Annotated in this window: 23 protein-coding genes; 12 read left to right on the forward strand and 11 right to left on the reverse strand. The window is 53.5% G+C overall.

All coding sequences use genetic code 11. The annotated features are described in order from the left end of the window. Nucleotides 1-26 precede the first annotated feature (26 nt). From rpoN to npr, 5 genes are all read left to right on the forward strand, one after another. Entirely contained in the window at nt 27-1463 is a 1437-nt protein-coding gene (gene rpoN, locus C1N58_RS15690; RefSeq protein WP_033739167.1) for an RNA polymerase factor sigma-54, read from the forward strand. Nucleotides 1464-1481: 18 nt separating this feature from the next. Continuing rightward, complete coding sequence (gene hpf / locus C1N58_RS15695; protein WP_394564317.1) at nt 1482-1769, forward strand: ribosome hibernation promoting factor; 288 nt, start codon at nt 1482-1484, stop codon at nt 1767-1769. A gap of 152 nt (nt 1770-1921) precedes the next feature. Continuing rightward, nucleotides 1922-2401 carry a PTS IIA-like nitrogen regulatory protein PtsN gene (gene ptsN / locus C1N58_RS15700; RefSeq protein WP_033739256.1) on the forward strand — a complete coding sequence of 160 codons (480 nt, stop codon included), beginning with the start codon at nt 1922-1924 and terminating at the stop codon, nt 2399-2401. Between the two features lie 49 nt (nt 2402-2450). Continuing rightward, nucleotides 2451-3305, forward strand: a complete 855-nt coding sequence (gene rapZ / locus C1N58_RS15705) for an RNase adapter RapZ (RefSeq protein ID WP_006121731.1) — start codon at nt 2451-2453, stop codon at nt 3303-3305. Then, nucleotides 3302-3574, forward strand: coding sequence for a PTS phosphocarrier protein NPr (gene npr, locus C1N58_RS15710; protein WP_006121730.1), 273 nt, complete (start codon nt 3302-3304; stop codon nt 3572-3574). The genes rapZ and npr overlap by 4 nt, the downstream gene beginning before the upstream one ends. A gap of 2 nt (nt 3575-3576) precedes the next feature. Here the strand turns inward: npr and mtgA are convergent, their stop codons facing one another. Together mtgA and arcB are read right to left on the reverse strand one after the other, a co-directional pair. Then, nucleotides 3577-4296 (reverse strand): monofunctional biosynthetic peptidoglycan transglycosylase, encoded by a 720-nt coding sequence (mtgA, locus tag C1N58_RS15715; protein ID WP_033739165.1) that lies wholly within the window; start codon nt 4294-4296, stop codon nt 3577-3579. An 873-nt stretch (nt 4297-5169) separates the two neighbouring features. After that, on the reverse strand, nt 5170-7506 hold the full coding sequence (arcB, locus tag C1N58_RS15720; protein ID WP_033739163.1) for an aerobic respiration two-component sensor histidine kinase ArcB: 2337 nt from the start codon (nt 7504-7506) through the stop codon (nt 5170-5172). Nucleotides 7507-8398: 892 nt separating this feature from the next. Between arcB and C1N58_RS15725 the strand changes: the two genes are divergently transcribed. Continuing rightward, nucleotides 8399-13930: a glutamate synthase-related protein gene (locus C1N58_RS15725; RefSeq protein ID WP_394564318.1), complete on the forward strand. Its 5532-nt coding sequence runs from the start codon at nt 8399-8401 to the stop codon at nt 13928-13930. Nucleotides 13931-14108: 178 nt separating this feature from the next. Further along, the gene (locus C1N58_RS15730) at nt 14109-15866 is read left to right on the forward strand and encodes a sulfite reductase subunit alpha (RefSeq protein WP_006121726.1); all 1758 of its coding nucleotides are present in this window, start codon (nt 14109-14111) and stop codon (nt 15864-15866) included. 107 nt (nt 15867-15973) lie between these two features. Here C1N58_RS15730 and sspB read toward each other — a convergent pair whose 3' ends face one another. From sspB to zapE, 5 genes are all read right to left on the reverse strand, one after another. After that, a complete protein-coding gene (sspB, locus tag C1N58_RS15735) occupies nt 15974-16459 on the reverse strand; it encodes a ClpXP protease specificity-enhancing factor (RefSeq protein ID WP_058707932.1) in 486 nt (161 codons plus the stop codon). A 3-nt stretch (nt 16460-16462) separates the two neighbouring features. Beyond that, entirely contained in the window at nt 16463-17104 is a 642-nt protein-coding gene (gene sspA, locus C1N58_RS15740) for a stringent starvation protein SspA (RefSeq protein WP_033739161.1), read from the reverse strand. 316 nt (nt 17105-17420) lie between these two features. Then, on the reverse strand, nt 17421-17813 hold the full coding sequence (rpsI, locus tag C1N58_RS15745) for a 30S ribosomal protein S9 (protein ID WP_006121723.1): 393 nt from the start codon (nt 17811-17813) through the stop codon (nt 17421-17423). Nucleotides 17814-17828: 15 nt separating this feature from the next. Beyond that, on the reverse strand, nt 17829-18257 hold the full coding sequence (gene rplM, locus C1N58_RS15750) for a 50S ribosomal protein L13 (protein ID WP_006121722.1): 429 nt from the start codon (nt 18255-18257) through the stop codon (nt 17829-17831). Between the two features lie 225 nt (nt 18258-18482). After that, entirely contained in the window at nt 18483-19610 is a 1128-nt protein-coding gene (gene zapE, locus C1N58_RS15755; protein WP_058702619.1) for a cell division protein ZapE, read from the reverse strand. Nucleotides 19611-19787: 177 nt separating this feature from the next. On the opposite strand from zapE, the gene zapG reads away from it, so the two are divergent. The 3 genes from zapG (at nt 19788) to degS (ending at nt 22826) form a co-directional block, all read left to right on the forward strand. Continuing rightward, on the forward strand, nt 19788-20189 hold the full coding sequence (gene zapG / locus C1N58_RS15760; RefSeq protein ID WP_394515292.1) for a Z-ring associated protein ZapG: 402 nt from the start codon (nt 19788-19790) through the stop codon (nt 20187-20189). 109 nt (nt 20190-20298) lie between these two features. Further along, a complete protein-coding gene (gene degQ / locus C1N58_RS15765) occupies nt 20299-21675 on the forward strand; it encodes a serine endoprotease DegQ (RefSeq protein ID WP_039338905.1) in 1377 nt (458 codons plus the stop codon). 89 nt (nt 21676-21764) lie between these two features. Then, the gene (gene degS / locus C1N58_RS15770; protein ID WP_033739158.1) at nt 21765-22826 is read left to right on the forward strand and encodes an outer membrane-stress sensor serine endopeptidase DegS; all 1062 of its coding nucleotides are present in this window, start codon (nt 21765-21767) and stop codon (nt 22824-22826) included. A 126-nt stretch (nt 22827-22952) separates the two neighbouring features. Here degS and epmA read toward each other — a convergent pair whose 3' ends face one another. After that, nucleotides 22953-23930 (reverse strand): elongation factor P--(R)-beta-lysine ligase, encoded by a 978-nt coding sequence (gene epmA, locus C1N58_RS15775; RefSeq protein ID WP_033739156.1) that lies wholly within the window; start codon nt 23928-23930, stop codon nt 22953-22955. A gap of 134 nt (nt 23931-24064) precedes the next feature. On the opposite strand from epmA, the gene C1N58_RS15780 reads away from it, so the two are divergent. Next, entirely contained in the window at nt 24065-24589 is a 525-nt protein-coding gene (locus tag C1N58_RS15780; protein ID WP_054634606.1) for a lipocalin family protein, read from the forward strand. A 49-nt stretch (nt 24590-24638) separates the two neighbouring features. On the opposite strand, the gene C1N58_RS15785 is transcribed toward C1N58_RS15780, so the two are convergent. From C1N58_RS15785 to efp, 3 genes are all read right to left on the reverse strand, one after another. Next, a complete protein-coding gene (locus C1N58_RS15785; RefSeq protein ID WP_006121715.1) occupies nt 24639-24773 on the reverse strand; it encodes an entericidin A/B family lipoprotein in 135 nt (44 codons plus the stop codon). A 106-nt stretch (nt 24774-24879) separates the two neighbouring features. Further along, nucleotides 24880-25011: an entericidin A/B family lipoprotein gene (locus C1N58_RS15790; protein WP_006121714.1), complete on the reverse strand. Its 132-nt coding sequence runs from the start codon at nt 25009-25011 to the stop codon at nt 24880-24882. A gap of 49 nt (nt 25012-25060) precedes the next feature. Then, complete coding sequence (efp, locus tag C1N58_RS15795; RefSeq protein ID WP_006121713.1) at nt 25061-25627, reverse strand: elongation factor P; 567 nt, start codon at nt 25625-25627, stop codon at nt 25061-25063. Nucleotides 25628-25667: 40 nt separating this feature from the next. Between efp and epmB the strand changes: the two genes are divergently transcribed. Beyond that, nucleotides 25668-26696: an EF-P beta-lysylation protein EpmB gene (epmB, locus tag C1N58_RS15800; protein WP_162286127.1), complete on the forward strand. Its 1029-nt coding sequence runs from the start codon at nt 25668-25670 to the stop codon at nt 26694-26696. The last annotated feature ends 4 nt before the right edge of the window (nt 26697-26700 follow it).

The following is a 26700-nucleotide window of genomic DNA, read 5'->3' on the forward strand; positions in this document are numbered from 1 at the left end:
GTTACCCGGGAATATTCATCCTGTCTATGAAGCAAGGTTTACAACTCCGGCTCAGCCAGCAACTGGCGATGACCCCACAACTGCAACAGGCGATACGTCTGTTGCAGCTTTCTACGCTTGAACTTCAGCAAGAGCTACAGCTGGCCCTGGAAAGTAATCCCCTGCTTGAACAGACTGAACAGCATGAAGAAATAGACGCAAAAGAGTATCAGGAAGGCGAAGCGGGACTTGATACGCGTGAAGCGCTGGAACAAAAGGATATGCCCGAAGAGCTGCCGCTCGACGCGACCTGGGATGAAATCTATACCGCGGGAACGCCATCAGGAACCGGTACGGACTATCAGGATGACGAACTGCCCATCTACCAGGGCGAAACCACCCAGTCGCTGCAAGATTATCTGATGTGGCAGGTTGAGCTGACGCCGTTTAGCGATACCGATCGGGCGATCGCGACGTCTATCGTCGATGCCATTGACGATACGGGTTACCTTACCGTTTCGCTTGAAGACATTCTCGACAGTATCGGCGACGATGAGCTGGAAATGGACGAAGTTGAGGCCGTTTTAAAGCGCATTCAACATTTTGATCCGATCGGCGTAGGTGCACGTGATTTGCGTGATTGCCTGCTGGTACAGTTGTCGCAGTATGCGCCTGAAACGCCAACGCTCTCTGAAGCCCGCCTGATCGTCAGCCATCATCTTGATCTGCTGGCCAACCATGATTTCCGCAGCCTGATGCGCGTCACGCGTTTAAAGGAAGACGTACTGAAAGAGGCAATGCTGCTGATTCAGTCGCTCGATCCACGTCCGGGCCAGTCGATCAATACTGGCGAGCCTGAATACGTTATTCCTGATGTGCTGGTCCGTAAAGTTGCGACGCGCTGGACGGTAGAACTTAATACCGACAGTCTGCCGCGGCTTAAAATCAACCAGCACTATGCCGCCATGGGCGGTGCTGCGCGTAATGACAGTGACAGTCAGTTTATCCGCAGTAATTTGCAGGAGGCGCGCTGGCTGATCAAAAGTCTGGAAAGTCGCAATGAGACGCTGTTAAAAGTCTCACGCTGCATTGTTGAACAGCAACAGGCCTTTTTTGAGCAGGGCGAAGAGTTTATGCGTCCGATGGTGCTGGCCGATATTGCCCAGGCGGTGGATATGCATGAATCCACGATTTCCCGCGTCACCACGCAAAAATATCTTCACAGCCCGCGTGGCATTTTTGAACTGAAGTATTTTTTCTCCAGTCATGTTAATACTGAAGGAGGAGGCGAAGCCTCATCTACTGCGATACGGGCACTGGTAAAAAAATTAATCTCGGCGGAAAATCCCGCTAAGCCCTTGAGTGACAGTAAACTGACCTCCATGTTATCTGATCAAGGGATCATAGTGGCACGTCGTACCGTTGCAAAATATCGAGAGTCTTTGTCCATACCGCCTTCAAACCAACGTAAGCAGTTGGTTTAACAGAGAGAAGGAAGACCTATGCAGCTGAACCTTACCGGGCAAAATGTTGAAATCACCGAGCCACTGCGTGAATTCGTCACGGCGAAATTTTCCAAACTGGAACACTACTTTGATCATATCAACCAGGTATATGTTGTCCTGAACGTTGAGAAGGTGACACAGGTTGCTGATGCCACATTGCACGTGAACGGGGGCGAGCTGCACGCCACATCGGAAGCGGAAGATATGTATGCGGCAATTGACGGACTGATTGACAAGCTGGCCCGTCAACTGACCAAATATAAAGACAAGTTAAAAAAACACTAACCTTCACGCTGGCAGGCGCGCCGGGCGCGCAGAGCTGAAAGGATGGGGCGGATTAACCGCCCCGTTTTGTCATCTGTGCCAGCGCCATGATTCCGCTACGTGATTACCGCGTACCGGTTTACTGGCTAAGTGAACTCGCAAGTGAAACGAAAATGAACAATGATTTAACACTGGAACTGAGCACAGTGCTTTCGCCAGACTGCACCCGCAGCAGCGTACACTGCCAAAGCAAAAAACGGGCGCTGGAAATTATCAGTGAACTGGCCGCTAAGCAGCTCAACCTGCCGCATCAAACGCTGTTTGAAGCGATACTGACCCGCGAGCGCATGGGAAGTACCGGTATTGGCAACGGTATTGCTATTCCGCATGGCAAGCTGGAGGAGGATACGTTACGTGCCGTCGGTGTCTTTATCAGCCTTGAGCAACCCATCGCATTTGATGCCGTGGATAATCAGCCTGTCGATCTCCTTTTTGCGCTCCTCGTGCCCGCGGACCAGTGTAAAACTCACTTACATACACTGTCGTTAGTCGCCAAACGGCTGGCGGATAAAACGGTTTGCCGCCGTCTGCGTGCTGCGCAGAGCGATGAAGAGCTGTATGCCATCATTACCGAAGAACAAACAGAGCAATAAAGCGCGTGATTTACCGGCGTGAGCCGGCTTTAAAACGGGAGAGAAGGTCATGGTGCTGATGATCGTCAGCGGTCGGTCAGGCTCAGGAAAATCAGTGGCGCTGCGCGCGCTGGAAGACATGGGTTTTTACTGCGTGGATAACCTGCCGGTCGTGTTGTTGCCTCAGCTGGCAGAATCACTGGTTGAGCGCAATATCTCAGCGGCGGTGAGTATCGATGTGCGTAACATGCCTGAGTCGCCTGAAATTTTTGAAACCGCGCTCAATAATCTGCCTTCCGGATTCTCGCCCCAGTTGCTGTTTCTTGATGCCGACCGCAATACGCTGATCCGCCGTTACAGTGATACGCGTCGCCTCCATCCCCTGTCCAGCAAAAATCTGTCGCTGGAAAGCGCGATTGATGAAGAGAGTGACTTGCTCGAGCCGCTGCGCTCGCGTGCCGATTTGATCATTGATACGTCAGAGATGTCGGTGCATGAACTGGCTGAGATGTTGCGTACCCGTTTACTGGGTAAACGCGAGCGGGAGCTGACTATGGTGTTTGAGTCGTTTGGCTTCAAACATGGTATTCCCATTGATGCGGACTACGTCTTTGACGTGCGTTTCCTGCCCAATCCACACTGGGATCCCAAACTGCGCCCGATGACGGGGCTGGATCGTCCCGTCGCGGCTTTTCTGGATCGTCATACCGAAGTCCATAACTTCATTTATCAGACACGCAGTTATCTGGAACTCTGGCTGCCCATGCTGGAAACGAACAACCGCAGCTATCTCACCGTGGCGATTGGTTGCACCGGTGGCAAACACCGCTCGGTGTATATTGCAGAACAGCTCGCTGATTATTTCCGCTCCCGGGGTAAAAATGTACAGTCCCGTCATCGCACACTGGAAAAACGTAAATCATGACCGTTAAGCAAACCGTGGAAATCAGAAACAAGCTGGGCATGCATGCACGCCCCGCCATGAAGCTGTTTGAACTGGTGCAAAGTTTCGATGCCGAAGTGCTGTTACGCAACGAGGCCGGCACAGAAGCCGAAGCCAGCAGCGTTATCGCGTTGCTGATGCTGGATTCCGCCAAGGGCGGCCATATTGAGATCGAAGCCAGCGGCCCCCAGGAAACTGACGCGCTGGCCGCCGTCATTGAACTCTTCGAAGCCGGTTTCGACGAAGAGTAACGTCAGTCCAGATGATTGCGCTGCAGGAAGCCCTCTCCTCCCAGTTGGCGCATCTGTCGGAGTATCCATTGCTGGCGCTGGCGCACATAGCCTGACGGCGCGTCGGCACGAAAGCGCAGCGGGTTAGGTAAAACGGCCGCCAGTAACGCCGCTTCTGACATGGTTAAGCGACTGGCAGGCTTGTTGAAAAAACGCCGGGACGCCGCCTCAACACCAAAGGTCCCTTTACCAAACTCCGCGATATTCAGGTAAACCGTTAAGATACGGCGTTTAGTCCAAACGGTTTCCAGGCCGACCGTCAGACCCGCTTCCAGTCCTTTACGCATCCAGCTACGTCCATCCCACAAAAACAGATTTTTAGCCGTTTGCTGTGACAGCGTTGACGCACCGCGCATCCGGTTATCATCGCTGTCCAGTACAGACTGAATGGCTGCCACATCAAAGCCCCAGTGGTGAGGAAAGTTTTGATCTTCCGACGCGATAACGGCCAGCCTTATCCAGGGCGACATCGCCTGTGTCCCCACCCAATCCGAATGTGAGACATAGCTGAAATCGCCACGCAACCAGGCACCGATTTGGCGTTCAGCCATCACGGCAGAGAAAGGCACCGGGAGAAAGGAAAAAAGTAAAATACCTGCCAGCCACAGCCCTGCCCAAATCAGCAGAATGCGCAGCACAATGCGCTTTACACCCTGCCAAAGCTTCCCTTTATGCTTACTCATACAATCGTCTCATCATTATGTCGTTTTTTAATTAATTTCAGGTGTAATCACCCCTGATGATAAAAAGCGTTCCTGAAAAATTCGCCGTCCGGGCCTGTCACCTTTATGATATGGCAAAGAAAATGCATCTGCGATGCAACAATAGTATGAATGAGTTCAATAAGTTCCCTTAAAAAGGAATCGGTTCCATTTACGAAGTCTCACACCATTCCTTGCAGGGCGATGAGACTAATTCGTGATAATTGCAGCCATCAATGTTTCATAAAACTTATATTTTATTTCGGGCGCGCCTGAACACAGGTTGCAGCAATGCGGCAGGCATTAACGTACTTATGGCATTTCTTCACCGCAATACATGTTTTTTTATTAATACATTTCCCCAAACATTACAAACTTTTCTATTGGTAAAACCTTTTAAGCGCCAGGGCGGATGACGTTTTCCGAAACGTTTTGGACCTTCCTGACCCGATCCTTTCATTATTCTTTATTATCATAAGCTTATAGCCAATTTAGTTCGCATCAGTGACGAATCATTTGTGTTAAGAGGCTTAACACAGGCTTTGTTAACAAATTTGGGTTAAACCCGTACAAAAAACAGAACTTTTGTTCAAAAAACAATCAATGCAACGGTAAAATTGATTCCTTTCTTGACTATGTTGGCAAATTAATGTTTCCTGTATTTAAACGCTGTTCAACATCACAAATTTTAATGAATCTTGTCACAAGCTAATTCGAATTTGATAAGGTGTTGCATGTGTTAACCAATACCCGTTGTTGCCGTGAAAAACACTAAGCATAGCAGCAGCGACTTTTTCCCTGGTGTTGGCGCAGTATTAGCGCACCCCGGCCTCGGCTGGGGTCATTTTTTTTGGATCACCGCTGTTTCTCAGCCACCCACTCGCGCAATATCTGCACATCGTGCCGCCATTCACGCTTCAGCTCTTCCACCCATTCGCCCACGTTATCCCACCAGGCCGGTAATTCTGGGCTTTGAATTTGTTTCGCGATCTGTTGAAGATGCTGTAAGCCAACGGACCCTGCGGCACCTTTGATTTTGTGGCCCTCTTCAGCAATGCCTTTTTCGTCGCGTGCCATCAGGTTGGAGTCCAGTACCTCCAGGTAGCCCGGCATCATCTGTTCGAAGATGGTCAGGCTTTGCGTAATCAGACCGGGTCCCACCAGTTCCAGATACTGTTCAAGCATTGGAATGTCCAGCAAGGTATCGGACTGACGACTGCCCGGCGTCATAACGGCCTGATCATCGTTTCCGGGTTGGTCATCCCAAAACTTTTTGATGATGGCCGTTAACGCAGGTACGGCAAGCGGTTTACTGAGCACATCGTCCATGCCCGCATCAAAATACTCTTTTTTATCTTTCAATACGTTGGCGGTTAAGGCAACCAGCGGCGGCAAATGCGCATCAGGATACCGTTGACGAATGGCACGCGACACGTCCATGCCGGTCATATCCGGTAACTGAATATCCAGTAGCACCAAATCGAACTCCAGCGGGTCAAACATCTCAAGCGCTGCTTGCCCCGTCATGGCAACGTCAACGCTGCATCCCAGTTTTTCCAGAACCGAGCGTGCAACAATGACGTTCAGCTCAATGTCTTCCACCAACAGCACGTGCAGGGCCGGAAGCGGCAGCGTATCGTCAACGCCTTCATCTTCTACTTCCTCGGCAATACGCGGCGCTTTAATCACCACGGTAAAACAGGAGCCCTGGCCCGGTGCACTACTGACGCTGATATCCCCGCCCATCGCCTGCGCCAGACGGCGGGAGACCGCCAGGCCGATACCGGTTCCGGTTGCCGGTTTGCCGCCATGCTGATCGGTAACCTGATAATACATGGCAAAAATTTTGTCCTGCTCTTCCTCGCGAATGCCCTGCCCGGAATCCTGTACCTCAAAGCGCAGCGTTTCATCCTGTTCATAGGCAATACGTACGATGATTTCACCCTGCTGAGTAAACTTCACGGCATTGCCGATCAGGTTCCACAGGATCTGCCGTAGTCGTGTACCATCCGTTGAGATTTTATGGGGCAGCGGTAACTGCGGGGCCATGACAAACTTCAGGCCTTTTGGCTGCGCCAGCAAGCCAGAGAGATTCTCCAGATCGGCCAGGAAACTGGTGAAATCCAGCGGCTGGTTGTCCAGCTGTACCTTGCGTCGCTCGATTTTGTCCACTTCGATGACGTCGTTAAAAATATTGCCCAGGGTGATGGCAGAGACATGGATGGTTTTCAGGTACTTGAGCTGCTCCTGATTCAGATCGGTATCCAGCAAAATGCGGCTCAGACCGACAATGCCGTTAAGCGGCGTACGAAGCTCGTGGCTGATCGTAGAGATAAAGGTGGTCTTTTCCCGGCTCGCGTTCTCCAGCGCGTCCTGATAGCGTTTACGTTCGGTTATATCGCGGCCAAAGCCCATCAGGCCGCTGCGCTTACCGACCCGGTCATAATAAGGCACTTTACGAATTTCAAAACAGGCTTTCCGCCCATCGGGATACTGCAGCCACTGCTCATAGGTGAGCGAGACGTTATGACGAAAGACTTTTTCATCGGTTTCCAACACTTTAGTCGCCGTGTCATTGTCATAAATATCATGTGGCGTGAGCCCGATAAGCTGTTTTTCACTTTTACCGGTCAGCAGCTCCATGGCGCGGTTACAGCCTGAGAACTGCTTGTCGATATTGCGATAAAAGACCAGATCTGGCGATGCATCCAGAAAAGAGCGCAGGAAAGACGACTGTTGTTCCAGCTCTATTTGCGCCTGCTCGCGCCGCGCCACCTCTTCGCGTAGCTTAGCCATGACCTGCTCACGTGCCTGCTCCGCTTTTTTACGATCGGCAATTTCCTGATTGAGTCGGGAAATGGTCTCTTTCATCTGCTGATTCAGCTCAAGATCGCGCGTACGCATTTCTTCCAGCTTATCCACCAGCCTGGCAAGACGCTGGCGTGACTCTTCCAGCTGATCGACCACCACGGAAAGAAAATAAACCGCCCAGGGCGTGATCAACAGACCGAAAAAGACCGATCGCACCATATCAATACTTTCGACATGGCCACGCAGTACCATGGTCACCGCCATCTGCACAATCATGGCCAGCACGACCAGTGCAGACGCCAGCAGCAGCGAAAAACGGATCAGGCCAAGCTTGACCATTAAATCAACATAATATTGCGCCAGCAGGCGAATCTGTTTCATAAACACTCCCTGGGTGAGAACAGCCACATGATAGCGTATTTACGTCACCGTCGTCTTAGTGCATCCGGCGAGATCGCGACCGTCATGCACTTATATGGTGCAAAACGCCGTTGCTTCGCCGACGTTTGCCCCATTATTGCTAAAACCCTTGACTAATTGTGCTAACTCAATGAATCTGTAGGGCCGTCTGGTAAACAGGCGCGCGTATCCAACCTCTTCTTTTCCGTCTGACAAGGCTTTATTGTCACGACGCCCTGTTTTTCATGCATAGTCATTCACATTATTCGAAGTTTTAAGCAACGCGACCTGATTAATTTTACTAATCACATGCCCCTAATTGATTCAAATTTGCTGCTATAAGAAAAACAGATACATCCTGCGCTTCCACTGCCTGTAGCAGCATTTGATGCTGTTTAGTACCCTGTCGCCAGCATACTTCAGCGATTTCACGCCACTGGCACAGTGATAGAGTTCACATTTCCCTCTCTGCCGCTTAATGAAAAACTGACACAATTTAGACACAAAAGCATAATAAATTCATTTGGTTATCGACATAAAGACGTGATTAAACTGTGTCAGGCTCGCTATTTGACCTTGATTCGCTTTCCCGATAAGTTGGAATTCCGCTGAAAGCTTTCATGATGGGCAAGCGTCACGGCATATCTATGCAACATGACGCCCGCATGGTTTGAGTCATCTCCTTTCGAGAACGGAAACACCACGCGCTACACATCCACGGACTTATCCTCCTGCCGATGAAAAGTGCGTAAAACGAAATCGCGCAGGCTGTCAGGCGCGGAAATAAAAGAATGCGCGCTGGGAAGAGTGTTTAACCAGGCTCAGTGCCTGAAACAATGCAGGTAATGTCAAAAGCAGTTTAAGGAGACCCTCAATGTCCACTAAAAAACCTGAATCCTATGGCTTATATAACCCAGCAGCAGGAAGTGACAGCTGTGGTGTAGGTTTCATTACCCGTAAGGACGGCGAGCAGACCCACGACATTCTGCGTATGGCGCACAGTGCACTCTGCACGGTTCCGCACCGTGGTGGCATGTCCGCTGAAGGCGTGGGTGATGGCGCGGGTGTCAACGTCGATCTTTCACTACACTTTTTCCGTAAAATTACTGGTCAGGCGCTGGAAGCCGGTCGCTTTGGCGTGGGTAACTTCTTCGTTCCTAAAGATGCTGAACTGCGTGCCAATGCGGAGCGCCTGGTAGAAGAGACGCTGCGTCATTTTAATCTGCCGGTGATCATGAAACGCGAAATGCCGCTGGATAACAGCGTGACGCGTCCGGCCGCTGTCCAGTTTCAGTTGCCCATCGTGCAATGGATTTTTGCTGCGCCTCAGGATGTCAGCCACCAGAACGATTTTGAAAAACGGATTTATCGCGCCCTGCTGGCGATTGAGGCAGAGGCCTTTACGAAAAGTGAGTTTGGCGGTTTGTATCCGCTGTCGCTTTCGTCCCGTACCCAGGTATTCAAAGCCCGTCTGAATTCCAATGAGGTCATTCCTTATTTCAAAGATCTGACCGATCCCGATCATCAGGTCCGTGGGCTGTTTTTCCATACCCGCTTCTCAACCAATACCGATCCGCACACCACTATGGCGCAACCTTTCCGGTTAATGGCCCATAACGGTGAGCTGAATACCGATCGTAAAAACCGGATTGCTGAATCCGCGCTGGCCTCTGCGCGTGGAAAAACTATCGTTCGCCCGAAAGGTCAGTCAGACAGTTCCCGTCTTGACCAGAGCATTCACAGCCGCCTGATGGAAGACGATCTCGACTTAATCACCGCCGTAGTGTCGATGATGCCACCTGCATGGGAAAATGACACCGCGCTCTCTCCGGCGGTGCGTGACATGCTGGAATATTTCTCACTCTATGAAGAGAAGAACGACGGCCCTGCGGCGTTGATCTTTGGTAATGGGGAAGTGATTGGCGCACGTCTTGACCGTCTGGGTCTTCGTCCACTGCGTTCGGTTGAAACTGCCGAGTATATTGGTGCCATGTCGGAAGCCGGCCAGATTGCCTTTCCCCCGGAAAGCGTACTGCGCCGTGGTCGTATCGAAGCCGGCGGCATGCTCTATTTTGATCATCGCGAAAAACGCAGCTATACCACGCATGAAGCGCTGGAAAAGCTGGCTGCGGAAAAAGATTACGCTGCACTGCTCGGCAAATCTCGTGTCGATCTCAATGAGTTGCCTGTCATCCCTGCTGAGAAACAAGGGTCGCCTCTGCGCTATCGCGGCGATCTGAAAACCTATCAGCGCTTTGTGGCTTACTACTATAACCAGGAAAGCTTCAAATTCATGATGGACCCGATGCTGAACACCGGGGCCGAGAAAATCTCTGCTATGGGTTACGGCAACGCGATCAATGGTCTGTCCGATCACGAAGGCGGCATGGCGCACTACTTTTCGCAGCGTTTTGCACAGGTCACTAACCCACCGCTGGACTCCATCCGTGAAGCGGACGGTATGACGCTGCGCGTGGCACTGGGAGCCAAACCGCACCTGGGACGCAGTAAAGGCCGTCAGATTATTGTGCCGACGCCTATTCTGACGCACCTGGACATGCTACAGCTGCGCGAACAGAACGTCGCACCTTATGCCCGTTTTGACATGCTGTACGAACCTGTCACCGGCAAAGACCTGCTCAGCCGTACGGCCAACGCCACTGCGCTGGAGAAGGCGATTGACGATCTGGCTCAGCAGGTCGTGGATTTCGCGCGTTCCCAGGGCGGGATCGCCGTCCTGACCGACCGCCACATCTCGTCCACCCATGCCGCCCTGCCCATGCTGTTGGTGGTTTCTGCGGTGAACCAGCGCCTGGTCCAGGAAGGATTACGTCTTGACGTGTCCCTGGTGGTGGAGAGTGGGCAGATTATCTCTTCGCATCACATTGCCGCGACGCTGGGCTTTGGTGCCTCTGCTGTCTATCCGCTCGGCGTACAGATGCGTGCCGAAGAGAAATTCGGTGAAGGTGAAGAAGGCAATAAAGCCTTTAAACGCTATGCCAAAGCCGCCGAAAAGGCCCTGATGAAGACCATGGGTAAAGTAGGCCTGTGTACCGTTGAAAGCTACAGTAGCGGTGAGTTCTTTGAACCTAACTTCCTTAACACTGATGATCCGGTGCTGAAGAAGTATTTCCCGAATATCAAAACGCCTGTTGGTGGCGCGGGCTTTGCCACCATCGCGCAAATGGCAGTGGACTGGCATCAAAGCGCGCTGAAAATTCAGGGCGAATCAGAAGTGCCATTACTGGGGCTGTTTAAAGAGCGCGCAGAGGGCGCAGGCCACTCCTACGGCACCATTGCCGTGCGTACCTTTATTGATATGACGGAAGAGCCGATTCGCTTTGCGGACAAAGCGCGCGAAGAGGACAATTTCATTCGTCTGATGACGCTGGCCCGTCTGGATAATGCGTTTGGCATCAAGCCTGACACGTTCAAGGACAGCAGCTTTGAGCGCATTCCTGATGACGTGATGAATAACTTTGCCATCACAGCCGATTACCGTCAGTTCTCCAGCCTGATGTATGAAGAGCGTAAACGCCGCCCTGCTGCGCTGCGTGACATTCTGGCCTTCCCGGCCGATCTGACGCATATCGACAGCGAAGCGGAATTCCGCCGTAAATTGGGCCGTTATTCGCTGACCAACAACGGATTTGCTACTCGCGGCCTGGAATGCGAGGCCATCGAAGGCAGCCCGAACACCTTTATGCTGCGGCTGACCGATGCCATCGCCGGGCTGAAGCCGGAAAGCGAACGTCTGCTGAATCTGTCACGGGCTCTGAAAGCCCGCTTCAGTGACGAAATCGAATCGGCGGACGTGGTCGCAGGCGGCCTGAAAATCACCGCCGTAGGTAAAGCTGCCGACTATCTGTCGCGCATTTTTACTGCGCTGCCCTCACTGCCGTTAAGCGAAATTCAGCCTGCCTGTGAAATCACTCGTACTTTCGCCTCCGGGGCGATGAGTCACGGCGCGCTGGTGGCACCGGCACATGAAGCTGTCGCACATGGCACCAACATGGTCGGCGGCATGAGCAACTGCGGGGAAGGCGGCGAGCACTATTCCCGTCATGGCACTATCCGTGCGTCCCGTATCAAGCAGCTGGCGTCAGGTCGTTTCGGCGTCTGGGCGGCGTACCTGGCCGATCCGATGCTGGAAGAGCTGGAGATCAAAATTGGTCAGGGTGCAAAACCTGGCGAAGGTGGCCAGTTGCCTGCGGCGAAAGTCACCGTCGAAATCGCGGCGGCACGTGGCGGCACACCGGGCGTTGAGCTGGTCTCGCCACCACCGCACCACGACACCTACTCTATCGAAGATTTGGCCCAGCTGATTCACGACTGCAAAGCGGCGCGTGTTCGCGTCATTGTGAAGCTGGTGTCCTCTGAAGGGATTGGCACCATTGCTGTGGGCGTAGCGAAAGCCGGTGCTGACGTTATTAACGTCGCCGGTAACACGGGCGGTACGGGCGCCGCCTCGGTGACCAGTCTGAAATATACCGGTCGCGTCGCGGAAATCGGCATTGCCGAAGTTCATCAGGCGCTGTGTGCGAACGGCCTGCGCGACAAAGTCCTGCTGCGCTGTTCAGGTGCACAGCAGACAGGCAGCGACGTGGTGAAATCCGCGCTGCTGGGCGGTGACAGCTTTGAATTCGGTACGACTGCGCTGATGATGCTGAAATGCGTGATGGCGAAGAACTGTAACGTCAAATGCCCCGCAGGGTTAACCACGAATGCTGAAGCCTTTGATGGCGATCCGCGTCAGCTCGCACAGTATTTCCTGAATGTGGCACACGAAGTCCGCGAAATCCTGGCGCGTATGGGCCTGCGCTCGCTGCGTGAGGCCCGTGGGCGCGCTGACCTGCTCCATTTGATGGATCACCCGCTGGAAGTCGGCAAGCTGGATCTGCGCGCCATGCTCACCGTGGTGCCAGAGCTGAAAATCGACAAGCCGGTTTATCTGGAAAAAGATTTTGAGCTGGATGATGGCTGGGTGGAAGAACTCAACCAGCAACTGGTGACAGCGGGCAAGACATCGCTGCATTTAGGTCACGACGTCGTCCTGAACAACCGCAATAAAAGCGTGGGCGGTCAGTTGGCGATCGATATCGAGCGCATGCTGAATCATACCCTGACAGCAGAGCAACTGCAGGCGATGCCCTCTGTGCTGCAGGACGATCGCGGTCGTCGCTATCTGGCGCCGGCCACGGTGCATATTACGACCACCGGCTCAGCTGGTCAGTCCTTCGGTGCCTTCTGCAATGACGGCATGCTGATGCAACATCGTGGCACCTGCAACGATGGCGTGGGCAAAGGCCAGTGCGGCGGCGAGCTGGTGGTGTTATCACCGGGCGGCGGCGCACAGGACAGTGATGGCAACGTCCTGATCGGTAACTTTGCTCTGTTCGGCGCAACGGGCGGCCGCCTGTTCGTGCAGGGCCAGGCCGGTGACCGCTTCGCAGTGCGTAACTCTGGTGCCACTGCGGTAGTGGAAGGCGTCGGTGACTTCTGTTGCGAATACATGACCAACGGTGCCGTGTTGAACCTGGGCACCTTTGGTAAAGGCTTCGGTAACGGCATGAGCGGCGGCTTTGCTTACCAGTACGATCCGTACGGCTCCCTGGCTAACCATGCAGCGGGCGATTCCGTTCTGTTTGGTTCCATTGCCGATGCCGATGAGCTGGCACAGATTCATAAGCAGGCCGTGCTGACCATGCTGAACTGGCATCTGGACGCCACGCAGTCACCACGTGCGGCCTGGCTGCTGGAGCACTGGGAAACCGAATGTCAGCACTTCGTGTATGTGATGCCGCGCTCTCTGCTGCTGTATCAGGATGGCGGTGAAATCCTGAAGGCGAAATCCCGTAAGGATTTGCTGGAAGAACTCTCAACCGCGCTGGCAGCGCATCAGGTGGCAAAATTCAAAGCCGCGTGGCGTGAGGGCAAAACCATTGCAGACGGTGCCGTACCGGATTATGGCGCGACAGATACGGTCGAGATGTTTGTATTGCTCAATAACTACACCGTATTGAGCTTCGCGCAGCAGCTGGCTCTCGGCAAGTTACCGAAAGGCACCCACGTTGAGGATCCGGCGGTCGAGAAAGCGGTTCGTAATTTACTGATGACAGAGGACTTTTCGCTGGTCAGTAAACTGCAGCGCCATGCGCGGGCAGCCATTGAGAACTACAGCGACAGCGAATTAGCCAGCCTAATCGGTTCAAAACGCATGTCCGATTACAAAGCGGCACTGACGCAACGCAACATCCGTTCCATGGACAGCCTGGCCACCTATGGCTGGATCATGTATCAGGATGCCTGCAACCGTGAAATCCTTGGTCGTCTGCCTGATTTTGAAGAGTTGTTTGCACGTGCGGCATTACCTGAAATTGCGGCGGCGGTAGGGAAACTGGCCTGACAGCCGCGTCTGTAAACTGAACTGTGTTTAATCATGATTACCCGGAGGGTTTCGCGGTACCGGGCGGAGGTCAATCCCGAGCCTCTCTGTGGCAGACGGCCGCTGAGAGGACGGGTTTCGCCACACTCACGGCGGTGCGAAACATGATGGTTAAGAGCGGGATTGAGTAAAGGTATCCATGAAAATTCCATACATTCCTGAAGATGCACCTTTCAATGGTGATCAGAAATACTGGCTGGCGGGCTTTCTGGCTGGCCTGCACTCCCGTTTGCTGGTGTTAGAAGACAAACAGCAACCTGCCGCGGGCAACGCCGCCGCTGCAACGACCCAACTGCACATTCTTTATGGTTCGCAGACCGGTAACGCTGAAGCTCTGGCCCAGTCTGCGGCCAAATCGGCCCGTGCTAAAGGCCTGGTGCCTGTCGTTCAGGCGCTGGGCGATGTGGATCTCGACGTGTTTGCCACAATGCGCCACGTGCTGATCGTCACCTCGACCTACGGTGAAGGTGAAATGCCGGACAATGCCCAGCTATTCTGGGACGCCATCTCCGCCAGTACCGCACCGCGTCTGGAGCAGATGCACTTTGCCGTTCTGGCTATCGGCGACACCGGCTATGACGGTTTCTGCCAGGCCGGTAAATTCCTGGATATGCGCCTGGAACAGCTCGGTGCCAAACGTGTTGTTGATCGTATTGACTGCGATATTGATTATGAAGAGCCTTCGCATGCATGGCTGAACAGCACGATGCCACAGTTCGCCAGCAGCGCAGGCAGCAGCGGCACGGTTCTGGAGAGCGCACCGGAAGCCCCGGTCATCCCCGGCAGCAACAAATCTAATCCCTATGCCGCAGCCCTCATCACCAACAAGCGCCTGTCGAGTGAGCAGTCTGCGAAAGACATTCGCCATTTCGAATTTGATCTGACTGACAGCGGTCTGAAGTACGAAGCGGGCGATGCGCTGGGTGTGATCCCGGTGAACGAACCGTCGCTGGTCAGCCTGCTGCTGACACAACTGAACGCCGATTATCAGACGCCCGTCCCCGGCTTCGACAGAAGTCTTGGCGATCTGCTGACCTACCAGTTTGAAATTTCTGAGCCTTCACGCAAGCTGATTGAGTGGGTTGGACAGAACACCACGAACCAGGAACTGCGTCACGTACTTCAGCACGATGATAAAGATGCCCTGGGTGTCTGGCTGTGGGGCAAAGATACGCTGGACCTGCTGCAACTTGAGCTGACCCGCAGCCTGAGCGTGCCTGAGTTCGTCGCCCTGCTGCGTCCGCTGCAGCACCGTGCCTACTCCATTTCGTCCAGTTCCAAAGCGCATCCTAACCAGGTTCACCTGACGATTGCGGCTGTGCGCTATCACAGTGGCGGCCGCAACCGTAGCGGAGTCTGTTCAACCTACCTGGCCGAGCGCGTGCGTCGTGGCGAAAAGCCGGCGATCTTTATTTCGCCGAATAAATCCTTCCGGGTTCCGGCCAACGGCAATGCGCCCATGATCATGGTCGGCCCGGGTACCGGCATCGCCCCTTTCCGTGCGTTCCTGCAGGAACGTCAGGTGACCGGTGCGCAAGGCAAAAACTGGCTGTTCTTTGGCGATCAGCATCAGGAGCATGACTTCATTTACCGTGAAGAACTGACGGCCTGGCATGAGAGCGGTTTGCTGACGCGTCTCGATCTGGCGTTCTCACGCGACCAGGACAAAAAGGTCTACGTGCAAAACCGCATGCTGGAACAGGGCGCAGAACTGTACGCCTGGTTGCAGGAAGGTGGGTATTTCTACGTCTGTGGTGATGCCTCACGCATGGCGAAAGACGTGGATAATGCGCTGTATGAAATCGTACGCCAGTTTGGTGGTCTGTCCAGCGAGCGCGCGGCGGACTACATCGATCAGTTGAAGAAAGAAAAACGCTACCTGCGCGACGTGTACTAATCTCAGCCGCAGAAAGCAAAAATCCGGGTACGCTGTGCGCCCGGATTTTTTTCGCTCATCATTCTGACGATCAAAAAAAATGCCTGTCGGCTGACAGGCATTCTGAGTTATTTCACCACACGCAGTGCGGGACGACCGCCGCGCGGTGGCGGATCGTCATCAGGTGAGTTGTCGTCATCGCTGGCATCGTCAGGGCGATCGCCATCAATCACTGACATGACCGTCTCTTCCTGATTTTCCGGGAACGTCTGGGATGCCCCTTCATAAGCCGGTTCAGGCTCAAACATGGTCCCCGCACCGTTTTCACGCGCATAGATGGCCAGAATGGCCGCCATCGGCACGTTCACCTGGCGCGGCACGCCACCAAAGCGGGCATTAAACGAGACTTCCTCGTTACCCAGCTCAAGATTGCCTACAGCGCGCGGCGCAATGTTGAGGACAATCTGACCGTCCCGGGCATATTCCAGCGGAACCTGAACGCCCGGCAGGTTGATATCGACCACCAGATGCGGCGTCAGCTGGTTATCCAGGAGCCAGTCATAAAAAGCCCGCAGCAAATAGGGGCGACGGGCCGTAAGTTGCGACATTTCCATAAATCAGCCCCGGGCTTGCAGGCGCATTTCACGTTCAGCTTCAGTCAGTGAAGCAAGGAAGGAGTCACGTTCAAATACGCGGTTCATATAGCCTTTCAGCTCTTTTGAGCCCGATCCCAGCAGATCGATGCCCATTGACGGTAAGCGCCACAGCAGCGGTGCCAGGTAGCAGTCAACCAGGCTGAACTCGTCGCTCATAAAGAAAGGTGAACGTCCAAACAGGGGGGCAATCGCCAGTAACTCTTCACGCAGCTGCTTACGCGCCGCTTCGGCTTCCTGACCGCTGCTGTTCTCGACCTTTCTCATCAGGCTGTACCAGTCTTGCTCGATACGGTGCATCATCAAACGGCTTTCGCCACGCGCAACCGGATAAACCGGCATCAAAGGCGGGTGTGGGAAACGCTCATCAAGGTATTCCATGATGATGCGTGATTCATACAGTGTCAGTTCGCGATCAACCAGCGTCGGCACAGTACGGTACGGATTGAGGTCAATCAGATCCTGCGGCAGGTTATCCATTTCGACCTGCTCGATCTCTACGCTGACACCTTTCTCGGCCAGCACAATACGCACCTGATGGCTAAAAATGTCAGTAGGACCAGAAAACAGCGTCATTACCGAACGTTTGTTGGCAGCGACAGCCATGAAAACCTCCCAGTTTGTTCACAAAAAGTTACTGCGAATGGCCAACCACACGGCGACTCACCTGCTCATAGAACTCGCTCGCAATCCGCGCTAACCACTCCCGACTGATGCCAGGCGCATAACGCGCCAGCTTGCGGGCGCAAAGTGACAGGGAGTTTACCAGATTTTAGGCAGCTTGTGGGCGGGGGAATGCATTTTTGCGGGTAAAATGCGAACAGCATTGTTGTTTTCTGTGACTGCGCCGCCTGGCATGAAAAGCAAAAAACCCGCCGAAGCGGGTTTTTTGTGCCAACTGTGACTGCCGAAGCAGCAACAATTAACGTTTGGAGAACTGAGGACGACGACGTGCTTTACGCAGGCCGACTTTCTTACGTTCAACCTGACGAGCATCGCGAGTAACGAAGCCTGCTTTACGCAGTTCGCCACGCAGTGACTCATCATACTCCATCAGAGCGCGGGTGATACCATGACGGATCGCGCCTGCCTGACCAGAGATACCACCACCTTTAACGGTGATGTACAGGTCCAGTTTGCCAACCATATCAACCAGTTCCAGAGGCTGACGCACGACCATGCGTGCAGTCTCACGACCGAAATACTGCTCCAGAGAGCGTTGGTTGATGACGATGTTACCGCTACCCGGCTTGATGAAGACGCGTGCGGATGAGCTTTTGCGGCGACCAGTGCCGTAGTTTTGAGTTTCAGCCATTGCCTTTAATCCCGATTAAATGTCAAGAACTTGCGGTTGCTGTGCCGCATGGTTGTGCTCGTTACCTGCGTAAACTTTCAGTTTACGGTACATAGCACGACCCAGCGGGCCCTTCGGCAGCATGCCTTTAACCGCGATCTCAATCACGCGCTCAGGACGGCGAGCAATCATCTCTTCAAAGGTCGCCTGTTTGATACCACCGATGTGACCAGTGTGGTGATAGTAAATCTTGTCAGAACGCTTGTTGCCGGTGACAGCAACTTTCTCAGCGTTCAGAACGATGATGTAATCACCTGTATCAACGTGCGGAGTGTATTCCGCTTTATGCTTACCACGCAGACGGCGTGCCAGTTCAGTCGCCAGGCGACCCAAGGTTTTGCCAGTTGCGTCAACAACATACCAGTCACGTTGGACGGTTTCTGGTTTAGCTGTAAAAGTTTTCATCGAAAAGCTTACCCAAATTAAGTTACACGTTGGTGAAATCCCAAACGCTTAAGTAAACGAATGAGGCTCACACGACCATTTTGACCAGCAAGCCACCCCTTCGGATAGCGTTACCGGCGCGCAGAGGATTTGGGAAAAAAATCCAGTGCCGTAACGTGGGGTCGCAAGATTATAGAGAAGTCGATTACAAAAATCGAACTCTATTTTCATTTATTACCCGGAATCTCAGGGTAAATGCGCCAGCCGCAGATACTCTTCGCTCTGCATTTCCTGCAAACGCGACAGGCAGCGCTGGTATTCAAATTTCAGGCGCGTGCCCTGATAAATTTCGAACAGCGAGGTTTCCGCGGCGACGACCAGTTTGACATGGCGCTCGTAAAACTCATCCACCAGCGCCAGAAAACGCCGCGCCTGATCTTCCGTTTTATAAATCATGACCGGCACATCAAACAGCAGCACGCTGTGAAAGCGGCGCGACAGTTCGATGTAATCGTGCTGGCTGCGCCCTTCCCCACACAGGGTTTTGAAGTCGATTGCCACCACGCCTTCACTGACACCCAGCGTGGGCATTTTGCGATGGTTGATCTCCAGCACCGGTGCGCTGTCGCGTTTTTCCCCTGACAGCGCCTGGAACATGCGATCCATATCGGCGTAGGTTTCTGGCCCTAAAGGAGACTTCCACAGATGCGCCGACGTCAGCGTGCGCAGACGGTAATCAATGCCCGCATCAACGTTCATGACGTCACAATGTTGCTTGATCTGCTCAATGGCCGGCAGGAAACGCGCGCGCTGTAAACCGTTTTTATAGAGGTTATCGGGCGGAATATTCGAGGTGGCGACCAGGCTGATGCCCCGTTCGAACAACGCTTCCATTAACGTGCCCAGCAACATGGCATCCGTAATATCGGACACAAAAAATTCGTCAAAGCACAAAATATCGGTTTCGGCTTTGAAGCGATCGGCGATGATCAGCAGCGGATCGCTGTGCCCCTGCAGTTCGGTCAGCTCTTCGTGCACGCGCAGCATAAAGCGGTGAAAGTGTAAGCGCAGCTTGCGGTTGCCAGGAATAGACTGAAAAAACAGATCCATGACCCAGGTTTTCCCGCGCCCCACGCCGCCCCACATATACAAGCCACGTACCGGCGTTTTGACCTGGGATTTCTCTTTACCCATCAGCTTCGACAGACGACCAAACAACCCCTGCGAGGCAGGTTCAGTCGTCTGCTGGCGGGCGATGAGCCCTTGCTGGATAGCATCTAAGCGGGTGATCGCTTCACGTTGTACATCGTCGGGCTTAAAATCGCCCTGCGATAGCGCCTGCTCATAGCGGGCAAGCGGAGATGAGGTTTGCATGGTTCGCTCAGTGTCCCTGAATGTTGTCTTATTCACACATCGTTTGTCGAAAAAAAGGCCGCTCTACACTAAGGCATGGCGCTCCAGAGTTCCACATCCATAAGATTAACGGGTATAGTGACTATTATTAAGTGGTGCAACGCCCTACGGAACAACGGAAATAACACGGGAGTCATTATGACCTGGGAATACGGGCTAATTGGTTTAGTGGTAGGTATCATTGTCGGCGCAGTAGCTATGCGTTTTGGCAACAGGAAACTGCGCGAGCAGCGCAGCATGCAGTATGAGCTGGATAAAACGAAAGCCGAACTGGCTGATTATCGTGAAGAGCTGACCAACCACTTTGCGCAAAGCGCCGAGCTGCTTGACAACATGGCACGCGATTACCGTCAGCTTTACCAGCATATGGCGAAAGGATCTAATGACCTGCTGCCAAACATGCCTGGCGACAAAAATCCCTTTGCCTGGCAACTGACCGAAGCGGAAGCCGATAACGATCAGGTACCGGTTCAGATGCCACGCGATTACTCAGAAGGCGCTTCCGGTTTACTGCGCGGTGAACGCGCCGTGCGCGACTAAGCGTATCGGGCACAGCCACGCTGTGCCCGCTGTTTTTGCGAACCCCGGCCGCAAACGGCTGTCTCACTGATTTATTCCCCCCACTTTTTGCAGCGAGAGCGTTGTAGCAATGAAAAAACAAGCACGACTGTTAAGCGCGTTAGCCTTGAGTATTGGAATGAGTCTTGCCGCTGCGCCCGGCGCAATGGCGACGCTACCTGCACAGATTCAGGGGCAGCCACTGCCCAGCCTGGCACCGATGCTGGAAAAAGTGTTACCTGCCGTGGTCAGTGTCCATGTTGAAGGCACGCAGTCTGATTCACAGGCCCAGGATATTCCTGAACCCTTAAAGCGTTTCTTTGGCCAACTGCCTGGCGGCGGTCAGTCTCAGCCGCAACCGTTTGAAGGACTGGGTTCCGGCGTCATTATCGACGCCGCGAAGGGCTACGTGTTAACGAACAACCACGTGGTCAACGGCGCCGATAAAATCAATGTCCAGTTGGGCGACGGCAGTGAATATGACGCCAAACTCATCGGTCACGATGAACAAACGGATATTGCCCTGATTCAGATCCAGGGCGCTAAGAACCTGACGCAGATTAAAGTCGCGGATTCCGACCAACTTAAGGTGGGCGATTTTGCCGTCGCTATTGGTAATCCCTTTGGGCTGGGCCAGACGGCTACGTCCGGGATTATTTCGGCACTGGGCCGCAGCGGACTGAATCTTGAGGGGCTGGAGAACTTTATCCAGACGGATGCCGCCATCAACCGCGGTAACTCCGGCGGTGCGCTGGTGAATTTAAACGGCGAACTGATTGGTATTAACACCGCCATCCTCGCCTCCAGCGGCGGTAATATCGGCATTGGCTTTGCGATTCCAAGCGATATGGCAATCAACCTGGCCGATCAGTTGATTAAGTATGGCGAAGTCAAACGCGGTCAGCTTGGCATTAAAGGCACGGAAATGACTGCGGATATGGCCAAGGCGTTTAACGTCGATGCCCAGCGCGGTGCTTTCGTGTCTGAAGTTCTGCCGCAGTCGGCGGCACAGAAAGCCGGTATTAAGTCGGGAGATATCATTGTTTCTGTGAATGATAAACCCATTACCAGTTTTGCTGAGTTGCGCGTAAAAATCGGCACCACGGCACCCGGCGAGAAAGTGAAGCTGGGCCTGCTGCGTGAAGGCAAACCCGTCAGCGTTGAGGTCACTCTTGAGCAGAGTGCTCAGACAACCGCCAGCGCACAACTGCTGTCACCGGCTCTTCAGGGTGCCACGCTGAGCGATGGTCAGACGAAAACCGGTGATAAAGGCGTGAAGATTGACGGCATCGAAAAAGGCACGCCGGCTGAACAAGTGGGCCTGCAAAAAGATGATGTGATCATTGGCGTTAACCGCACGCGCGTTCAGAATATTGCCGAAATGCGCAAAGTGCTGGAAGCCAAACCACCAGTGCTGGCGCTGAATGTCGTGCGCGGTCAGGAAAGCATCTATCTGTTATTGAGATAAACCACGCATAATGGCGGACACAAGCACGTGTGTGTCCGCCTCGCGCATGGTATTCTCCCCAACGTTCTCCCCTGACGTGATTTAACACCATGTTTCTTAAACTTTTGCGTTCAGTGGTGTTGGGACTGATTGTTGCGGGCATCTTGCTCGCAGCGTTGCCCGCACTGCGTTTGGGCGGTGCTGCCCTCTATAGTCAAAATGACAGTAACGATGAAACGCCCTTTGGCTTCAATCAAGGGGTGCGCCGCGCTGTGCCTGCCGTGGTCAACGTTTATAACCGCAGTACGCAAGGGAACAATAACCGTGGTATCACCACGCTGGGTTCCGGCGTGATCATGAATGCCAAAGGCTATATTCTGACCAACAAGCACGTCATTAATAATGCCGATCAAATCATCGTCGCCCTGCAGGATGGCCGCTTCTTCGAGGCGACGCTGGTTGGGTCGGATGCGATGACCGATTTAGCGGTGCTGAAAATCACCGCGCCGAATCTGCCGGTGATCCCCATTAATCCCAAACGTGTCGCACACATTGGCGATGTCGTGATGGCCATTGGTAACCCCTATAACCTTGGGCAAACGGTCACGCAGGGCATTATCAGCGCAACGGGTCGGGTCGGGCTGAGCTCGTCAGGCCGCCAGAATTTCCTGCAGACCGATGCCTCCATTAACCAGGGCAACTCCGGTGGCGCGTTAATCAATTCGCTGGGCGAGCTGATGGGAATTAACACTCTGACCTTCGACAAAAGCAGCGACGGTGAAACGCCCGAGGGAATCGGTTTTGCCATTCCCACCGCACTCGCGTCGAAAATCATGGATAAGCTGATTCGCGATGGCCGGGTTATACGTGGCTACATCGGTATCACAGGGCGCGAAGTGCCCCCGCTGCACGGTCAGGGAAACAGTCTGGACAGAGTTCAGGGGATTATCGTCAGCGTCGTTACGCCCGGCGGTCCGGCGGATAAAGCCGGTATTGAGCCTAACGATGTGTTGCTGAGCGTAAACGGAAAACCGGCTATATCGGCACAGGAAACCATGGACCAGGTTGCCGAAATCCGTCCCGGCTCAGTGATTGATGTCCAGGTGCTGCGTAATGATAAGAAGCTGACCCTGCCGGTGACGATTCAGGAGTTTCCGGACAACAGTCAGTAGGCAAAACATTTTGACGGGAACGCCCGTCCCACGGAAAAAAACAGACAAGGCCGCGCGTTGCGCGGCCTTGTCTGTTTCTGGCTCAGGTCAGTAGGCTTCTCAGCGTAAGCTGGCGCGAAGCCTTAACTAGCAGCGGTCTACCGGAAAGGCGATAACCTCACTCAGCGAGTCGGCCTTCAGTGCCAGCATAATCAACCGATCTATGCCCAGCGCTACGCCTGAACAGGCTGGCATGCCATGTTCCAGCGCCGCCAGCAGGTAATGATCAATCGGGTGCTGCGGCAGCCCGCGTGCTGCACGGCGGCGATTATCCTGTTCAAAACGCTGACGCTGTTCACGGCTGTCCGTCAGTTCACGGAAGCCGTTCGCCAGTTCAATGCCCTTGTAATAAACCTCAAAGCGTTCGGCAACGCGATGGTCTTCTGTGCTGATCTCCGCCAGTGCCGCCTGGCTGGCCGGAAAGTGATAGACAAAACAGGGCTTATCCTGACCAATTTTGGGTTCCACGCCCAACATAAACAGCAGCATCAGCAAGGTATCGCGATCCTCTTCCCGATTCGCCAGCTCGCCCTCACCCAGCTTTTCTGCGGCCTCCCGCAATTGCGTTTTATCTGCAGAAAGCGGGTCCAGATCAAGATGACGAATAAATGCCTGCTGATATGAGAGGGATTCCGCGCTGTCGCACTCCAGCACCTGCTGAAGCAAATCGTCCACTTCGTTCATCAGCCGGTACATATCATAATGGGGGCGATACCACTCCAGCATGGTGAATTCAGGATTGTGGTGCCGTCCGGCCTCTTCATTGCGGAAACAACGTCCCATCTGATAAATCGGCCCGCTACCGGCTGCCAGCAGGCGTTTCATATGGTATTCCGGGCTGGTCATCAGCCAGAGGTCGCATCCGTCGGACATGCCGGGGCCGACAAACCGCGTCTGGAAAGGCACCAGATGGATATCGGTGACGGTCGCCTGACTCATGGCTGGCGTATCCACTTCCAGTACGCCACGATCGGCAAAGAAACGACGCACTTCAGCCACAATGCCTGCGCGTTTAATTAAATTGGCAATGGACGCGCCCGGTTGCCAGCTTGCCGTTTCACTCATGGTGATGACTCCTGATACAAATAAGGGTGGGAAGTCTACTCGCAATGGCGGTGCCAGACAATCATGGCGCAAAACTGTCCAATAAACTGGCCGGGTCCTATAATTAACAGGTTAAATAACAAAGGAATCTTTTTATGTCTCCATGGAAAACACTGGTCGCCAGCCTGAGTACCTTCTTGTCCGTTGCCTGCTCAACCACACCGCCGAAGAATGTTACCGTCGTTGAACACTTCGACAGTGAGCGTTATCTCGGTCAATGGTATGAGATTGCCCGGCTGAATCACGGCTTTGAACGCGGTCTTGAACAGGTGACGGCAAACTACAGTCCTCGGGAAGACGGCGGCCTTAAGGTGGTTAACCGCGGCTATAACCCGAAAAAGCAGCGCTGGCAGGAGAGCGTGGGCAAAGCTTACTTTACCGGCGACAAACAACGCGCCGCGCTCAAAGTTTCTTTCTTTGGCCCCTTTTATGGTGGCTATAACGTTATTGCGCTGGATCCCGACTACCGCTATGCGCTGGTCTGCGGACCTAACCGCCACTATTTATGGATTCTGTCCCGCACGCCGCAGTTGGACAACGACGTGAAGCAAAAGCTGGTACAGCAGGCACGTCAGGCCGGTTTCCCGGTGGATGAGTTGATTTGGGTAAAACAGGGATAGAAGAGAAAATAAAGCCGGTACGAAAGACGTTCGTACCGGTTTTTGGAGCTTACTGCGCGCTACGTTGAATCGCCTGACCGCCTGCTTCAACGTCTTCGCCAACGCCACGCGTGGTATTACAGCCTGACAACAATGCCGATAACATCACCACAGAAAAAATCGCAACAATACTTTTCTTTAACATAAGCCAGTTCCTTTTTTACGTTGCATTAAAAGTACAGCTTTTAAAGCATAGACCGATTACGCCACGCTGCGAGCCTAACCCGCTGAAAAAAGGAAATTCTGCCGTGTTACTTCGCGGCGCGAGAAATAGCCCCACCCAGGTGAGAGACATCCTCGCCAAAACCGTGAAAGGTATTACAGGCGCTCAGTCCAGAAGAGACCAGCAACGCCAGCGCGATAAGTTTTGCCAGTTTTTTCATTGTTGAAACTCACATAAAAAAGGCGCATCACAGGATGCGCCTCTCAGGATTATTTTACGCGTGAAACGTATTCGCCAGAGCGGGTGTCCACTTTCACCACCTCGCCAATCTGAACGAATAAAGGCACTTTAATGACGGCGCCGGTAGACAGCGTGGCAGGCTTGCCGCCTGTACCCGCGGTATCGCCTTTCAGGCCTGGGTCAGTTTCAATCACTTCCGCTTCGATAAAGTTCGGTGGCTGAACTGCAATCGGTTTATCGTTCCACAAGGTTACGATACACTCCGCATTGTCCTGCAACCACTTCTGTACTTCATCCAGCACTTTAGCTTCAACCTGGTACTGCTCAAAGCTTTCCGGGTGCATGAAGTAGTAGAAATCGCCGTCGTTGTAAGAGTACTGCAGCGTCATATCCTTCACGTCTGCGCCTTCGGCAGAATCGGTTGATTTGAAGGTTTTCTCAACGCGTGAACCGGTCAGCAGACGACGCATTTTTACACGTGCAAACGCCTGACCTTTACCCGGCTTAACAAACTCGCTTGATTCGATGGCATAAGGCTCGCCTTCGAACATGATTTTAAGACCGGTACGGAAATCGTTGCTAAGATAAGTCGCCATAAAGGCCCTCTGTAGATATTAACTGGTAATAGCCAAAAAAATGGCACACATTGTAACCCTAAATTCCCCTTCCAGAGAAGATTGGTTGCAGCAACTTGCTGATGTTGTCACTGATCCTCATGAATTACTGCAACTTTTAGCGCTCGATCATCTTCCGGATCTGGCTGCTGGTAGCGATGCACGTCGGCTTTTTGCCCTGCGCGTGCCGCGCGCATTTATCCAGCGGATGAAAAAAGGCGATGCGCAGGATCCCCTTTTGCTTCAGGTATTGACCAGCCGCCAGGAATTCATTGAAGCGCCAGGTTATAGCACCGATCCGTTAGATGAGCAAAACAGCGTGGTGCCGGGATTACTGCACAAATACCAAAACCGGGCCCTGCTGCTGGTCAAAGGTGGCTGCGCCGTGAATTGCCGTTACTGCTTCCGCCGTCATTTTCCTTATCAGGATAATCAGGGCAATAAGCGTAACTGGCAGGCAGCGCTTGATTATATTGCCGATCACCCTGAACTGGATGAGATCATCTTTTCTGGCGGCGATCCGTTAATGGCGAAAGATCATGAACTCGCCTGGCTGATTGAGGCGCTGGCTGCCATTCCCCATCTGAAACGGTTACGCATTCACAGCCGACTGCCGGTGGTGATCCCTGCGCGCATTACGCAGGCGCTCTGTCAGACGCTGGCGGGAACGCGCCTGCAGGTTCTGATGGTCACCCACATCAATCATGCCAACGAGATCGATGATGCCCTCTGCGACGCCATGACGCGCCTTAAGCGCGCTGGCGTAACGTTACTCAATCAGAGCGTGTTGCTGCGCGGCGTGAACGATCGGGCGCAATGCCTTGCGGCGTTGAGCAACGCACTGTTTGATGCGGGCATTCTGCCCTACTACCTGCACGTACTGGATAAAGTGCAGGGCGCGGCGCATTTCTATGTTTCGGATCAGGACGCGCGTGCCCTGATGCGCGATCTGCTGCCTTTGGTCTCCGGTTATCTGGTACCGAAGCTGGCGCGCGAAATCGGGGGGGAGCCCAGTAAAACCCCCCTGGATCTGCAACTTCGGCAGGAATAATCCG

The sequence above is a fragment of the Pantoea sp. SGAir0180 genome (genome assembly GCF_043546245.1).